The following is a 15,092-nucleotide window of genomic DNA, read 5'->3' on the forward strand; positions in this document are numbered from 1 at the left end:
CATCCTTTGCACAATCATGGCTAAATCGGCGACGCGATCATTCTATGCCCGCCGGCCGGGCAGACAGAGAACCAGTTCGAAGTGACATTCCGAGATGCGCGCTGAACATCGCGGCGCAAAGCTGTATACTCGCCAAGTTATGCAGGTATTTGCAATCCTTCCCGCTGCAGGACTGGGCACTCGCATGGCCGGTCCGCAGCCAAAGCAGTTCCTTTCGCTCGATGGAATCCCGATACTGATTCATTCCCTCCGCGCGTTTGCCGCAGTCCCGCGTGTGACCGAGATGTTTGTAGCCGTCCGCAAGACGGAGGTAGAGCGCGTGCAGGCGCAGATCGCCGAGTACGGTTGCACTGACCGCGTGCACGTGGTGGAAGGCGGGGACACGCGCCAGGAGTCGGTGATGCACGCGCTGAATGCCGTTCATGCCGAACCCAACGATGTGATCCTCGTGCACGACGCAGTGCGCCCACTGATCGACACAGCTACGATCGATCGGACCATCGATGCGGTCGTCGAGCATGGCGCCGCCATTGTCGGCATGCCGGCGACTGACACCATCAAGCAGGTGGAACGCACCGCGCATGGTGCAATCGTCACGTCAACGATCCCGCGCGAGTTTATTGTTCAGGCCCAGACCCCCCAGGGATTCCGGTTTGGACTGTTGCTCAAAGCAATGACAGACGCCGCGGCGGACGGGTTTGTAGGGACGGACGAAGCCTCAGTTGTGGAACGTGCGGGACTTCCGGTGGCCGTAGTTCACGGTTCTCAGGTTAATCTGAAGATTACGCAGCCGGGCGATCTGGAGCTTGCGGAGTTCTACTTGCACCAGCGCGCTCGCTGAGTCCGGCGAAACCACGAACAGGCACGGAGACCATGGAAACACGAATCGGATTTGGCTGGGATTCGCACGCGTTCAAGGCGGGCATACCGCTGCGCATCGGCGGCATGACACTGGATCATCCCGAAGGCCTTGCCGGGCACTCCGATGGCGACGTGTTGCTCCATGCCGTCACCGACGCCCTGCTTGGGGCCGTCGCTGCCGGCGATATCGGGAGCTTCTTTCCGCCGGGCGATCCGCGCTGGAAAGATGCGAATTCGGCCATCTTCCTGAAACTCGCAATGGAGGAATTGCAACACGCTGGATTTCGCATCGTGAATGTGGATACGACCCTGATTATGATTGCACCGAAAATTGCGCCGGTCGCCGGCGAGATGCGATCGACGGTGGCAGACTTGCTGGGCATTGAGATGGAGCAGGTCAGCATCAAAGCCAAGACGCCCGAGGGTTTGGGTTTGGACCATGTAGCGCAGTGCCATGCGGTTGTGCTGGTGGAGCGGGCGATCGAACCGGACGAATTGAAGAGCATGAGCGCCGTGATCGAAAGCCAGAAACAGCTTGAAGATGTGGTGGACGATCTGCTCGCTTCCGTTCACGGACTGCCGAAGAAACGACCCATCAATCCCGTGTACGATACAGAAGACATCACATAACAGCCATACGACCGAAAAGTCGATGGCAAGATATTGTCAGCACAAGTCGGATCGGGTCAATTTGTGTTGCCGGAACGCGGCTGAAACGCGTATCCTCCCGGCATACCAATTGGGCCAAAGAATGAAAGACCTCGGTGGGGCGAGGCCACTTCCCAGATGCGCGTGTTTCGGTTATCGGTTACAAGCAAGAAGATATCCATACTCGTCGCGGCCATCACACTTGGCACGATGTGCTGTGCCCTGCGTGCAGACGCTTCACATGCAGACCAGAGCAGCAATCCTTCTACATCCGACACGACCCCGACATCAATTTCACAGTGGGCAGAACAGGTCGTTCTCGGATCCTCGACCGTGGATTTGACCGGCCCGTGGAAATTCCATAAGGGCGACAGCATGGAGTGGGCGCAGCCCGACTACAACGACGCCGGCTGGTCATCGATGGATCTGACTCCGCCAGCCGGATCCTACGACCCGTTTTTGGGCACCACCGGATTCATGCCGGGATGGACTGTTCTGGGAGATGCGGGCTACTCGGGATACGCGTGGTATCGGCTGAAGGTCAATGTTCAATATGATCCCGGGCTCTCTGAGGGCGGCCTTGAGATCAAAATGCCAGACGACGTTGACGACGCCTACCAGGTCTTCGTGAATGGGGAGATGCTGGGGCAACTTGGAAAGTTTACGCAGGACGGTGTCAGATCGTACCTCACGCTGCCGCGTACCTTCGCGTTGCCCAGGGGAATCAAAAGCGGGCAGGTCACGATCGCGATCCGCGTATGGATGGACCCATCGACCACCCTGACGAACCCGGATGCCGGCGGCTTGCACGGACCACCGATTCTGGGTCAGGCTGGCCCGATTGAGCGCATGCTCCGGCTGGATTGGGATTCCGTCACTCGTTCCCAGATGAGCCGATTCCTCGAGCTTGCGGTGCTGCTGCTGGCAATCACAGTGGCGATGGTCCTGTTTTGGCTGGATCGCAAAGAGAAGGCTTATCTGTGGCTTGCGATCACTTGCGCAGGTGTGGCCATGCAGACCATCGTGACCATGATTGGGAACTACACAGCGCTTGTTCCTGCATCAACTTTTTTCCTTCTTTCGGATGCCATTCTGGTTCCCGGAGTAATCGGGCTCTGGATCATTTTCTGGGCCTATTGGTTCCGGATGGGGCGCATGCCGCGGCTGCACAAGATGGTATGGGGTTTCACCGTGGCGCTTGCAATCACCATCGCCATGATGCGCGCGCCTCTGTATGGGCACTTGATTCCCATCCATTCAACAGCGTTCCTGTCGCCGCTGACTGTCTTCCTCAAGCTGCTCCTCGGCGGATTGCTGTTGTGGGTGGCATGGGAAGGCATGCGCAAGGATCATACCGGGGCATGGCTCGCGATGCCTGCCGTGGGACTGGTGATCGTGTCGCTGTATCAGCAGGAGTTGCTGGTGCTGCACATGCCGCTGCATTTTTTCCCGTTTGGGATGGCAGTGGGAATCAGCCAGATCGCGGTCGTTGTATCACTCATCATCATCACGATCCTGCTGATGCGGCGCTTCCTGCAGTCACTGAAACTTCGGCAACAGTGGGAGGCGGAGATTGACCAGGCACGGCAGATTCAGCAGTTGCTGATTCCCGAGGCGATTCCCACGATTCCTGGATATGTGCTCGAGACCGAGTACAAGCCCGCGCAACAGGTGGGAGGCGACTTCTTCCAGATTCTGCCGGATGGACACGGCGGGGTTCTGATTCTGCTGGGCGATGTGACGGGCAAGGGTCTGCAGGCGGGCATGCAGGTGGCTCTGATTGTCGGAGCCATTCGCACGATCGTGGAAACAAGCTACGAGCCGCACGTGGTTCTTGAAGCGCTGAACCGTCGGTTATGCGGTCGCGGCCAATCGTATGCAACCTGCGTAGCCATGCAAATCGCCGCCGATGGCAAGACCATTATCGCGAACGCCGGACACATTGCCCCTTACCTGAACGGCAAGGAACTCACGATGTCGGGCAACCTGCCGCTGGGCCTGAATCCCTCCGTCACCTTCGACCAGGTAACCATCCAGCTGAAGCAGAAGGACCGGCTGCTGGTGATCACAGATGGCGTGATTGAAGCCAAGAATGCGAAGAACGAGCTATTCGGTTTCAACCGTGCGCGCTCCATCAGCCACTTGCCCGCGGCGTTCATCGTCAAGGCAGCGGAGATCTTCGGCCAGGAAGACGACATTACCGTGGTCTCGATCTCGCGCGTGGCGCAGGAAAAAGAGGGCGAAGTCTCCGCCACCCCGCCTATGAAATCGGAAGTGGCGTAGAGACGCTGCCCCCTCTCTCGCCCCCGGCTTCCTCTGAAACCCCCTTGTCATTCCGACCGACCCTGAGCGCAGTGAAGGGGAGCGGAGGAACCTGCAGTTGCCCTTTTTGGGCGAAGCTTCGGTTGGCAGAATGTTAACAAGGTTCCACCCCCTCAAAAGAATCTGATTGCGAAAATCGGTGATTCGACGTAGCTTGACTCAGAGTTCTATTCCATCTTTGGAGTACTTGTATGCATCTGCTCGCGATGTTTTTGCAGGAGAACCAGCCAAATCCGGAAATGGTCAAGAACATGGTGATGGCGATGATGGCGATCATTCCGATCCTCATCGTCATCTCGATTGCCATTGTCATGATCCCCTGCTGGTTCATCCTGAAAAAGGCGGGGTTCTCGCCGTGGCTTTGCTTGCTGTGCCTTATACCGTCACTGGGCACGCTGGTCTTGCTGTATGTTCTGGCGTTTGCTGAGTGGAAGGTCGTTCCAGTGCCGCAGGCTGGATTTCAGCCGCCATATCCTCCTCCACCACCGCCGCCGTATACGCCTCAGGCGTGAGACAGCTCACCTGATTCGTCAGGGAGCAGATGCTAGCATCGTCATTGGAAAGTAATTGACACGATGTCGGACCTGACTCCCTCACAATCTCTATCTCCTCGCGTTCGATTCGCTCCTTCGCCGACCGGCTTTCTGCATGTCGGCAGCGCCCGTACGTTTATCTTCAATTGGCTCTACGCGCGCCACAACCACGGAACCATGGTGTTGCGGCTGGATGACACGGATGTCGAGCGCAACACCGATGCCAGCGTTCAATCGATCTTTGAGGGACTGCGCTGGCTGGGACTTTCCTGGGACGAAGAGCACAAGCAATCCGAACGACTGGCCCTTCACCGCCGGCAGGCTGAAGCTATCTTCGCCAGGGGGCTTGCCTATCGTGATTTCACGCCGGCCCATGCCGCCGAGGGTGAAGCGTCAAGCTCGCAGGGAGCATGGCTCTTCAATCCCGGGATGCGCGAACTGTCTAATGAAGAGAGCGACCGTCGCGCCGCGTCAGGCGAACCCTTCGCCCTGCGCTATCGTGTGCCCCGCGGCACGGATCGCACCCTTAGCTTCAAAGATGGCGTTTACGGATTCCAGTCGAAACTGGCCGACGAGGTGGAAGACTTTGCGTTGTTACGGTCGGATGGAATGCCGACGTATCACCTTGCATCGTGCGTCGACGACGCCGATCTGCGCATCAGCCATATCATTCGTGGGCAGGACCACCTCACCAACACCTTCAAGCATCTGCTGATCTTCGAAGGACTCGGCCCAGAGAAAGGCAGTCTTGCCGCGCCCCAATTTGCGCACTTGCCCCTGCTCGTAGCGCCCGACGGCACTAAACTCTCCAAGCGCAAGCACGGCCCCGTCGTCAGCGTAACCACCTATCGCGATGCCGGCTTCCTCCCCGAAGCATTCATCAACTTTCTCTGCTTGCTGGGCTGGTCGCCCAAAGACGACCGCGAGTTCCTGACTCTCGAAGAACTCACCGCTGCCTTCACCCTCGAAAACGTCAATCGCTCCAACGCCGTCGTCAACTTCACCGAGGAAGATCCCTTCGATGCTAAGGCGGTCCATTTAAACGGCGAGCACATCCGCGCCCTCTCTGTCGAGCAACTCAGCGCGCGTCTCCAGCCCTTCTTCGATCAGGCGGGGCTTCATGCTTCGCCAGTAAAACTGCTTGCTGTGACTCCACTTATCCGCGAGCGCATCAAGCTGCTGCGCGATGCCGTCTCTGCCGCGGATTTCTTTTTCGTTGACCAGCTCCCGCCGTACGACCCTGCCGAACTGATCCCGCCGAAGGGAGGCGACGCCGCTATGGCCCGCCGCGTTCTTCAAACCGCGCTCGAACTTCTGCCCACGACTCCGTTCGATCACGATTCGCTCGATAAGGCTTTGCGTGACGCGGCCACTTCGCTTGGACTCAAGGCTGGCCCCATGTTCCAGCCCATCCGCGTCGCCGTCTGCGGCCGCAAAAACGCGCCGCCCCTCTTTGAAACCATGATCGTCCTGGGCCGCGACGTCTGCATGGAGCGCATTCGCCAGGCCGAATCGAAGCTTGGGTCTGCCGTTTAGCCGCTGTTTCGAGGGGGTAATCGAAATCGTGAAGAAAGTTACGCTAATTTCTGACGGAGCCTGCATTGGGAACCCCGGACCGGGAGGATGGGCTTACATCCTTCGCTATCCTGATCACTCAGTGGAAAGCGCCGGTGGCACAGGCGATACAACGAACAATCGGATGGAAATCGCAGCGGTGATCGAGGGCCTCCGGGTTCTCAGCGAGCCCTGCGAGGTCCTGCTCATCTCCGATAGTCAGTACCTTCTGGAAGGTGTTCTGTCTTGGCGGTTCAATTGGCGTAAAAACGGATGGATGAGGAAGCCAACGAGGAGTGGGGAGGAGAGGCCGGTCAAAAACGTAGACCTGTGGCAGGAACTTGATGCACTTGCTGAAAAGCACAAGATTCGCGGACAGTGGGTGAGGGGCCATTCGGGCCATGCAGACAATGAGAGGTGCGATCAACTGGCAGAAGCTCAAGCTCTCGCATACTCCGACTCTCCCTGCTGGACCGGGCACATCCGTGGAACAATAGAATCATGGCAGCCACGACCAGCTCTAACGCGGAAACCCCGGAAACCCGCATCTCCAACTTCCTCAGCGACATCATCGCCGAAGACGTCCGCACCAAAAAATACGGCGGCGCAGTTGTACAGACCCGCTTCCCACCCGAGCCCAACGGCTATCTCCATATCGGCCACGCCAAGGCCATCTGTTTGGATTTCGGTCTCGCCGATGACTTTGGCGGCAAGACCAACCTCCGCTTCGACGACACCAATCCCGAAAAGGAAGAGCAGGAGTACGTCGACTCCATTCAAAAGGACGTCCACTGGCTCGGCTTCGACTGGGAGCGGCTCTGCTACGCCTCAGACTATTTCCCCCAACTCTACGAGTGGGCGTTAAAGCTCATCAAGGACGGCAAGGCATATGTAGATGACCTGACCGCCGACGAGATTCGCCAGCACCGCGGCACTCTGACCGAGCCCGGCAAGGACAGCCCTTATCGCAACAGGTCCGTCGAAGAGAATCTCGATCTCTTTGTGCGCATGAAAAACGGCGAGTTCCCCGACGGCTCGCGTGTCCTCAGAGCAAAGATTGACATGACCTCGCCCAACCTCAACTTGCGCGATCCGGTCATGTATCGCATCCTGCACGCCACGCATCACCGCACCGGAGACACGTGGTGTATCTACCCCATGTACGACTATGCCCACGGACAGTCGGATTCGATTGAGCACGTCACTCACTCGATGTGCACGCTCGAGTTTGCCGACCACCAGCCGCTCTACCGCTGGTATATCGATCAACTTGGCATCTTCCCTTCGCAGCAGATTGAATTCGACCGGCTCAACATTACCTACACACTGCTCTCGAAGCGCAAGCTGCTGCAACTGGTGCAGGAGAAGCACGTCAAAGGCTGGGATGATCCGCGCATGCCCACACTCTCCGCCGTTCGCCGCCGCGGCTTTACGCCGGAGGCCCTGCGCGCCCTATGCGCTGCGATCGGTGCATCGCGCACCAATGGCTCGACGGATATCGAGATGCTGGAACACTTCCAGCGCGGTGATTTGAACCACCGCGCCTCGCGCGCCATGGCGGTCTTGCACCCGCTCAAAGTAGTCATCGACAACTATCCAGCCGGGCAGGAAGAGATGGTCGAAGTCTCCAATAATCCTGAAGACCCCTCGGCCGGCACGCGAATGGTTCCCTTCTCTGGCGAGATTTACATCGAGCACGACGACTTCCGCGAAGTGCCTCCGCCTAAGTACTACCGCCTCTCACCCGGCAAGGAAGTGCGCCTGCGCAACGCCTATTTCATCACTGCTCATAGCGTGGTGAAGGACGCGGAGGGCAATGTCAGCGAGGTGCACTGCACCTACGATCCTGCGAGCCGCGGCGGCAACTCTCCTGACGGACGCAAGGTCAAGTCCACCATGCACTGGGTTTCGGCCAAGCACGCGATCTCCGCCGAAGTCCGCATCTACGAAAAGCTCTTCACCAAATCGGACCCGCAGGACGTGGAAGAAGGCAAGACCTTCCTCGACAATCTCAATCCCAACTCGCTCGAGATCATCGAAGGAGCGAAGCTTGAGCCGTCACTTGCGAAGGCCAAACTCGAAGACCGCTTCCAATTCGAACGCGTGGGATATTTCTGCCTCGATTCCGACTCGAAGGAAGACAAGCTGGTCTTCAACCGCACGCTTCCGTTGAAAGACTCGTGGGCAAAGATCGAGAAAAAAGCGGGGGCGTAATACCCCTGCTATTTGGACGCCGATCCTTTGGGGCTGAAGACGAAGTCGCCGGTGTCGAGGCTGGCCGATGGCCGGATCGACCCGCGCAACGGACTGTACTGCGGACTTTGCCCCGATCGCGCGAGCACACCTTTCCGAATGGAAACGAACAGATCGTCGGCCGTAAAGGTTTGCCCGCCGCGCGATTGCATGGCCTGCAGCAGTAACGCGGCGAAAACGGAATGCCCCTGCGATCCAGAGTCGGACACGGGCTCGTCGCTACCGCTGGCCATCAGAGTCCGCGAGGGAGCGCGCTGCATGCGATGGATGTAAGCCTGGTTGCCATCGGAAGGCGAAAAGTCGCCCGCGTCGCGCGTGAGGTCGCCGGAAAAGCAGCTGTCGGAGATGATGATGACGTGGCGCGCGGCCAATCCACGCACCTCCGTGATCAGGTCGTCAGCCGAGATGTCGCGTGACGTGATGAGCGGATCGGAGTCCGCATCCACGGGCAGCCAATAGCCCTTGTCGGTCGCGCGATCAAACGAACCGTGACCGGCGTAGTAAATCAGAAAGCTGTCATTTTCAGCGAGGCTCTTGCGGAAGTGAGTGATGGCGCCGAGGATCTTGTCGCGTGTGGCGTCTTGGTTCAGCAACGTGGTGACCTGGAAACCATATTTGCTGGTCAACAGGCCCGCAAACGATTTGGCATCGTTGACGGCTGTCTTCAGTTTGGGCAGAGGCGCGGGATAGTCATCGATACCGATCACGAGGGCAAAGTTATTTCCAGGTTGAATGGGGCCCTGGTCGGTCTCCGACTCCGCGGAGAGGCCGCGTTTATGCCGATCCGGTGAGGGCACGCTTGTATCGTGACTTGAGGGCCGCGACGGTTGCGGCTCGGCAGGTTCCGGCTGCGCATGGGAAGCCGACGCGGGTCCCAGAGGCGTCTTGTCGCGCCTCCAGGTCACAGTTTGACCCAGCGCATTGTTGCAAACGACCGTATCCACATTCACGAAGTGATACGTTCCGCCATTGTTAGGCGGAGGCGCGGCAGCAAACCAAATTCCATTCGACGCCGAAAATGCACCCGAGCCCGCAAAGAGGAAGCCGCTTGGCGTTTGAACGTAATTCTTGAAACCGTCAGAATCGTGAACCGAAATAATGACGACTGTCTGGCCGTTGCCCGAGACGATGATTTTCCATTGTCCGAAAAAGCGAGCAGTATCATCGGCGGCGCGCGCTGCGGGCGGGGCACCGATCAAACTGATTGCGACGATCGCGAGTACAGTGCAAAAGCAAAGTCGTATCCAAGGATTCACGATCTTGGTTGCTGATTTTGCCATCTCAAGGTAACGAGCGGGAAGCATTCCGGGAAAGTGGGAATAGGATACCGGTTTCCGGGATTACTGTCACCCGATCCCGCCTTTACTTCCCGACAACATCGATGGGCACGGTGATGGTCTTGGGGGGCAGGCAGGCGTTCTGGTCGCAAGCCTGATAGTGGAGCTTCGCTTCGACAAGATGGTCACCGAGGGTGGCAACGATGCGCGCGTCGATGGTGAACTCGCCGGTGTAGACCGAGAGCTTTTGGCTGGGATCAACGGGAAGCGTAAAGTCTGCGCCGGCGGGATAGGTGGCAGCGGCAAGGCGCACGCCCGAGGCCTCCGGAATCGAGAAGACCGTGGGAATGAGGTACTGCTCACGCGGTGTGTGCGAGTTGATGTGCAGGTTTTGCTGGATGCGAAAGTGGAGCTTGAGCGCGGTGGGCTTGTCGGCGGGGACAGTGATTTGTTCAGGGTAGAGGTACTGGACCGCCTGCATCTTCGACGTTGATTTGTGCGGCGATTCGGTGAGCGAATCCTGCGCCCTCACGAGTGCGCAGCCCAAGCCCATCGCACTGCAAATCGCAACGGCAACACGGTGATTTCTCGAAGCGTTCACTTCCCTGCTCCTCAATTCCCCGGGGCCAGCGTCTTTTCGATGTTGGCCACCATGTCTTCTTTCGACGTGATGCCGAGCTGCATGGCGACCACTTTGCCTTCGCGATTTACGTATACAGATGTGGGCATGGCGTCGAGGCCACCGTATTTATCGGCCAGGCTGTCTCCATTGACGAGGACTGGATACTGCATGTGATATTCCTTCACAAACTTTGCAATCGCCGCCTTGTCGCGCGCCAAGCCTTCCTTGTCGCCGGGCTGCAGGTCATCGCCTTCCGTCGAGATGCCTACGATCTGGAAGCCCTTTGAGGCGTATTCGTTTTGGAGCTCAATGAGCCAGGGAGTCTCAATCTTGCAGGGGCCGCACCACGTTGCCCAGAAGTTAATGAGAACGGGCTTGCCCTTGAAGCTGGAGAGCGAGACGGTCTGGCCGCTCAAGTTATTGAGCACGAAGTCGGGTGCCGGCTTGCCTACGAGGGACGTCTGGCTCTGCGGAACGTCGCCTGCAACTGAGGGAACGAGTTCGGCATGGGATGCGGATGCCAGCGCGCGTTCAGCGGCCTGTTTTCGATACTGCCAATTAGCCCAGCCCGCCCATGCAAAGGTGGCCAGAATCAACAAGGTGACGCCAAGGACGATGGTATTGCGCTTCACGGGGGAAAAACCTCTCTCTGCCTATTGTACGAGGGAAGTTAGTGCACAGTGAACAGTGGACAGTGCCCAGTCAAAAGTGAACATCAGCCAGGTGATACTGACCGGTAACGCAACATCATGCCATTCAAGGAACATGGTCGCTTCCTGCGGTCCTCTCTCCGGATGCGCGCAGCATCTGACCACTGTTCACTGTGCACTGTCCACTGCCCACCGGTGTTACCATCAGAAACCGATGAACCGGAAAGATGACCAGAACCCCCTGACGCCGGGAGAGTTGGTGCGTACAGAAGCTGCGGCGCTGCAGGGATTGGCTGCGCGGCTGGACGGCGCGATGGCGGCGGATTTCGAACAGGCCGTCGATCTCATTGTGCATTGTGGCGAGAGCAACGGGCGTGTCGTCGTCACCGGTATGGGAAAGAGCGGCATCATCGCGCAAAAAATTGCGGCGACGCTGAGTTCGACGGGATCTGCTGCCCTGTTTCTGCATCCTGCCGAGGCCGTGCACGGAGATCTGGGCGTGCTGATGCCGGGCGACGTGGTGATTGCCTTGTCGGCGAGCGGCGAGACGGAGGAGATTCTGCGCCTGCTGGCAACGCTGAAGCGTAAGGGCGATGCGCTGGTGAGCTTCTGCTGCAATCTGCAATCAACGCTAGCGCAGGCCAGCGATGTTGCGCTCGATTGCTCGGTCGAGCGCGAGGCATGCGGGCTGAATCTTGCGCCCACGGCGAGCACCACGGCGATGCTGGCGCTGGGCGATGCGCTGGCCGTTGCGGTAAGCCTGCGCAAGGGGTTCAAGGCCGAGGATTTTGCGGAATTGCATCCGGGCGGAAAGCTGGGAAAACAACTGGCCAAGGTCCGCGACCTGATGCATGGGGGCGACGGTGTACCTGTGGTTGAGATGTCAACGCCGATGACCGACGTCATCTACGAGATGTCATCGAAGAAGCTGGGGATGACCACGGTGCAGGAGGCAGGCAGGCTGCGCGGCGTGATCAGCGACGGCGACCTCCGGCGGCTGCTCGTACGCGAGGGGGGCGCAGCGCTCGGCAAGACAGCCGGCGATGCGATGAACGCGCAACCGCGAACGATTGTTGCCGGTGAGTTAGCGGCGAAGGCTCTGGCGATTCTGGAGGAGCGGAAGATTACGTCGCTAGTCGTTGTCGATGCTAATGGCAAGGTCGAAGGCGTCGTGCATCTGCATGACCTGTGGGGCGTCGAGTTGATTTAGAAGCCGCTGAAAGTTCTGAGTTTGCGGGTCTTAGTTTTTCACTTCTCAGTGTTCGACAGGCTGGTCACTTCCTACTCGCTAGCAGTGCTCAAAACGTGAACAAGACTGCCCTCATCACCGGCGCATCCAGCGGCTTTGGCTTGCTGACATCGGTCACGCTGGCGAAGCACGGATGGCACGTGCTGGCGACGATGCGCGATCTTAACCGGCGCGAGAAGCTGGAAGCCGCAGCGCGGGATGCGGGCGTTATGGAGCAGATCGAGTTTCACGCGCTCGACATTACGAATGCTGAGCAAATCGCCAAAATCTCTGAAATGGTGGCTGGGCGGGGAGAGCCACTGCATGCGCTCGTCAATAACGCCGGCGTCGCCGTGGCGGGGTTTGCAGAGGATGTAACCGACGCGGAGTTGCGCGAGCAGTTTGATACGAATTTCTTCGGCACGGCCGCGGTGACGCGCGCCTTACTGCCGCAGATGCGGCGGCAAGGGTTTGGACACGTCGTGGTGGTGACCTCGATCTCGGGGCGGATGGGTTATCCAGGTGTCAGCAGCTATGCAGCTTCGAAATTTGCACTCGAGGGATGGACCGAGACCTTGCGGTACGAGATGCTGCCGCTGGGCATCCTCGTGGTATTGGTGGAACCGGGCTCATTCGAGACCGACATCTGGACGCGCAATGCAAAGCAGACTGCAGGTCTTCAGGATCCCGCATCGGCAAATGCGGATAGAGTGGCGCAGTGGCGCGCCAAGTTGGCGCACAGCGCAAAGAAGAGAGCCGATCCGCAGGCTGTTGCAGATTCGATCGCAGGAATCCTTGAGAATCCGAAGCCGAAGCTCCGTTGTGTCGTTGGTAACGACGCGCGGATCACGCTCCTGATGCGTCGCCTTCTGCCGCAGAGCGTCTTCGAGCGCATGATCATCAAGATGACGGGAATGGATGGCTGACCTCGCGCGCGTGTCATCTGGTCTACACCTGTGTTACTCCTAACACGACAGCTCCATGCGGACCATGTGTAGGTTCTTTGTTTTCAGTTGCCGAGAATGGCACTTTTCCTGCACTTCCATCGGGCAGGGCAGACGAAGAAGGAGCAGGGCCATGGAAACGTCGGTCGCAACGTGGTTTGCTTTGGGAGGCACCGCACAGGCTCCCCCACGATACCCGGAAGACTACGAACATTTAGAATGGATGCTGCTACATCCAAACGCCTTGCGTCCGAGGCCCAACCGGCGGCCCAATATTCCATTGTGCCCCACTCAAGCGGACGGGAAAGCTCGTAAACCCTTATTTATGCATCGATGGTCGAAGCTCTTTGTTCCTACCCTTCGCGAGGCGCCGACGGACGCCGAAGTGGCCAGTCACAAGTTCCTGCTGCGGGCCGGATATATCCGACAGCTCGGCGCGGGCCTTTACAGCTATCTCTTTCTCGGGCAGCGATCGCTGAACAAAGTAATCGGCATCGTGCGCGAAGAGATGGACAAGATCGGGCAGGAGTTCTTCCTGCCGGCGCTGCTCCCCAGGGAACCCTGGGAAGAGAGCGGCCGCTGGACGGGCATGGGCGACAACATGTTTCGGCTGAAAGACCGCAAGGGCGCCGATCTGTGCCTGGGCATGACGCACGAAGAGATCATGACGACGATTGCGCGCAGCGAGCTGCGCAGCTACAAGCAGTTGCCGCAGATCTGGTACCAGATACAGACCAAGTTTCGCGATGAACCGCGGCCCAAGGCCGGCCTGATGCGCGTACGCCAGTTCATCATGAAGGACAGCTACAGCTTCGACCTGAACAAGGAAGGGCTCGACAAGAGCTTTGACCTGCACGATGAGGTGTATCGCACCATCTTCAAGCGATGCGGGTTGAAGTTTGTCGCAGTTGAAGCCGATTCCGGCGCCATGGGCGGATCGCAGTCGCAGGAGTTCATGGTGTATACCGCGGCGGGCGAGGACCTGATCGCAAGCTGCCCGGTATGCGGGTACGCTGCCAATCTCGAGAAGGCCGTATCACGGCTTGAACCTGTGGACGAGATGGTTGCCACTGGAGACGGCACGCCTGAACTGGTCTACACGCCCGGATGTGCAGCCATCACGGATGTCGCCGCATTCTTCAAGATTTCACCTGCATCGGACATCAAGTGTGTAGCGTATATGGCGCTGAAGCGCGGTGCCGGCAAAGCAAAAGATACGTGGCACGGTGTTGCAGTGTTTCTGCGCGGCGATCACCAGGTGAATGAAACCAAACTTCTCGGAGCGATCAAGGGAGCGGAACTCCGCACCATGCAGGCCGAGGAGTTGGAGCAATACTTCAAGGGTCCCGCAGGCTTTCTCGGACCGGTGGGACTGACGCATGATGAAAAGCCGCTTGGTGAAGGGCTGACGGTCGTGGTCGACAAGTCGCTCGAAGGGCGCAAGAACATGGTATGCGGCGCCAACAAGCTCGACTATCACCAGCGCAATGTGGTTCCGGGCCGCGATTTCACCTGGACGATGCTGGCAGACATTCGCAGTGTGAATGAAGGCGAAGCATGTCCCAAAGACAATCGCGGCGGCAAGCTGGTGGTGGGCAAGGCTGTCGAAGTGGGCCACATCTTCAAGCTGGGTTACAAGTACACCGAGTCAATGGGTGCGCGCGTACTGGATGTGAACGGCAAAGAAGTGATGCCAATCATGGGCAGTTACGGCATCGGCATCGAACGAATTTTGACTGCGGCTATCGAGCAATCGAACGACGCAAACGGCTTCAGCTTGCCGTCGTCGATCGCGCCATTCACTGTGGTCATCACGGTAACTAACGTTGCGGATCCGCTGCTGCGCGAGACGGGCGAGAAGATTGCAGTCGACCTTGAGGCCGCAGGCCTTGACGTGCTGCTTGATGACAGAGACGAGCGCGCGGGCGTCAAGTTCAAAGACGCCGACCTCGTGGGGATTCCTTACCGGATCAATGTGGGCAAAAAGACGGCGAGCGGCCAGGTAGAGTTGGTGTCGCGCGCAAAGGCGACCAGTGTGGATGTTGCGCTTGCTGAGGTTGTGGCGCAGGTGAAGCAGCGCGTGCTGGAAGAAAAGCTATTGGATGAAAGTTCCTAGACAATCGGCCAATGGTTTCCCATCGTCGGCAATTCGCGCCAAGGATGGGATATACCCGGGTCTGTGCGGGTCACCAATCAGACC

The 15,092-nt window shown here is 58.5% G+C and carries 12 protein-coding genes and 1 pseudogene; 10 read left to right on the forward strand and 3 right to left on the reverse strand.

Features of this window, described 5'->3' with window-relative positions:
- The first annotated feature begins 139 nt into the window (after positions 1–139).
- The 7 genes and pseudogenes from ispD to VK574_RS03680 all read left to right on the forward strand — a co-directional run bounded on the left by ispD (position 140) and on the right by VK574_RS03680 (position 8,132).
- Positions 140–841, forward strand: a complete 702-nt coding sequence (gene ispD / locus VK574_RS03650) for a 2-C-methyl-D-erythritol 4-phosphate cytidylyltransferase (RefSeq protein ID WP_472798763.1) — start codon at positions 140–142, stop codon at positions 839–841.
- A gap of 32 nt (positions 842–873) precedes the next feature.
- Positions 874–1,491, forward strand: coding sequence for a 2-C-methyl-D-erythritol 2,4-cyclodiphosphate synthase (gene ispF, locus VK574_RS03655; protein WP_472798450.1), 618 nt, complete (start codon positions 874–876; stop codon positions 1,489–1,491).
- A 156-nt stretch (positions 1,492–1,647) separates the two neighbouring features.
- The gene (locus VK574_RS03660; protein ID WP_472798451.1) at positions 1,648–3,792 is read left to right on the forward strand and encodes a PP2C family protein-serine/threonine phosphatase; all 2,145 of its coding nucleotides are present in this window, start codon (positions 1,648–1,650) and stop codon (positions 3,790–3,792) included.
- A 230-nt stretch (positions 3,793–4,022) separates the two neighbouring features.
- Positions 4,023–4,343: a hypothetical protein gene (locus VK574_RS03665; protein ID WP_472798452.1), complete on the forward strand. Its 321-nt coding sequence runs from the start codon at positions 4,023–4,025 to the stop codon at positions 4,341–4,343.
- 63 nt (positions 4,344–4,406) lie between these two features.
- Entirely contained in the window at positions 4,407–5,900 is a 1,494-nt protein-coding gene (gene gltX, locus VK574_RS03670; protein ID WP_472798453.1) for a glutamate--tRNA ligase, read from the forward strand.
- A 28-nt stretch (positions 5,901–5,928) separates the two neighbouring features.
- Positions 5,929–6,357 (forward strand): annotated as a pseudogene (gene rnhA, locus VK574_RS03675) (ribonuclease HI); the annotation flags it as partial.
- 62 nt (positions 6,358–6,419) lie between these two features.
- Positions 6,420–8,132, forward strand: a complete 1,713-nt coding sequence (locus VK574_RS03680) for a glutamine--tRNA ligase/YqeY domain fusion protein (RefSeq protein ID WP_472798454.1) — start codon at positions 6,420–6,422, stop codon at positions 8,130–8,132.
- An 8-nt stretch (positions 8,133–8,140) separates the two neighbouring features.
- On the opposite strand, the gene VK574_RS03685 is transcribed toward VK574_RS03680, so the two are convergent.
- The 3 genes from VK574_RS03685 to VK574_RS03695 all read right to left on the reverse strand — a co-directional run bounded on the left by VK574_RS03685 (position 8,141) and on the right by VK574_RS03695 (position 10,702).
- Positions 8,141–9,370 carry a caspase family protein gene (locus VK574_RS03685; protein ID WP_472798455.1) on the reverse strand — a complete coding sequence of 410 codons (1,230 nt, stop codon included), beginning with the start codon at positions 9,368–9,370 and terminating at the stop codon, positions 8,141–8,143.
- Between the two features lie 163 nt (positions 9,371–9,533).
- Positions 9,534–10,049: a disulfide bond formation protein DsbC gene (locus VK574_RS03690; protein WP_472798456.1), complete on the reverse strand. Its 516-nt coding sequence runs from the start codon at positions 10,047–10,049 to the stop codon at positions 9,534–9,536.
- A gap of 11 nt (positions 10,050–10,060) precedes the next feature.
- Positions 10,061–10,702: a TlpA family protein disulfide reductase gene (locus VK574_RS03695; protein ID WP_472798457.1), complete on the reverse strand. Its 642-nt coding sequence runs from the start codon at positions 10,700–10,702 to the stop codon at positions 10,061–10,063.
- A 232-nt stretch (positions 10,703–10,934) separates the two neighbouring features.
- On the opposite strand from VK574_RS03695, the gene VK574_RS03700 reads away from it, so the two are divergent.
- The 3 genes from VK574_RS03700 (at position 10,935) to VK574_RS03710 (ending at position 15,008) form a co-directional block, all read left to right on the forward strand.
- Entirely contained in the window at positions 10,935–11,930 is a 996-nt protein-coding gene (locus VK574_RS03700; protein ID WP_472798458.1) for a KpsF/GutQ family sugar-phosphate isomerase, read from the forward strand.
- A gap of 95 nt (positions 11,931–12,025) precedes the next feature.
- Positions 12,026–12,874 (forward strand): SDR family oxidoreductase, encoded by an 849-nt coding sequence (locus VK574_RS03705; RefSeq protein WP_472798459.1) that lies wholly within the window; start codon positions 12,026–12,028, stop codon positions 12,872–12,874.
- A 343-nt stretch (positions 12,875–13,217) separates the two neighbouring features.
- Complete coding sequence (locus tag VK574_RS03710; RefSeq protein ID WP_472798460.1) at positions 13,218–15,008, forward strand: proline--tRNA ligase; 1,791 nt, start codon at positions 13,218–13,220, stop codon at positions 15,006–15,008.
- Positions 15,009–15,092 lie beyond the last annotated feature (84 nt).

The sequence above is a fragment of the Occallatibacter sp. genome, from assembly GCF_035317045.1.
In the GTDB taxonomy this organism is placed as follows: Bacteria; Acidobacteriota; Terriglobia; order Terriglobales; family Acidobacteriaceae; genus Telmatobacter.

Coding starts and splice junctions, on each gene's coding strand:
- ispD (WP_472798763.1), top strand. CDS start 140: ATGCAGGTATTTGCAATCCTTCCCGCTGCAGGACTGGGCACTCGCATG.
- ispF (WP_472798450.1), top strand. CDS start 874: ATGGAAACACGAATCGGATTTGGCTGGGATTCGCACGCGTTCAAGGCG.
- VK574_RS03660 (WP_472798451.1), top strand. CDS start 1,648: ATGCGCGTGTTTCGGTTATCGGTTACAAGCAAGAAGATATCCATACTC.
- VK574_RS03665 (WP_472798452.1), top strand. CDS start 4,023: ATGCATCTGCTCGCGATGTTTTTGCAGGAGAACCAGCCAAATCCGGAA.
- gltX (WP_472798453.1), top strand. CDS start 4,407: ATGTCGGACCTGACTCCCTCACAATCTCTATCTCCTCGCGTTCGATTC.
- VK574_RS03680 (WP_472798454.1), top strand. CDS start 6,420: ATGGCAGCCACGACCAGCTCTAACGCGGAAACCCCGGAAACCCGCATC.
- VK574_RS03700 (WP_472798458.1), top strand. CDS start 10,935: ATGAACCGGAAAGATGACCAGAACCCCCTGACGCCGGGAGAGTTGGTG.
- VK574_RS03710 (WP_472798460.1), top strand. CDS start 13,218: ATGCATCGATGGTCGAAGCTCTTTGTTCCTACCCTTCGCGAGGCGCCG.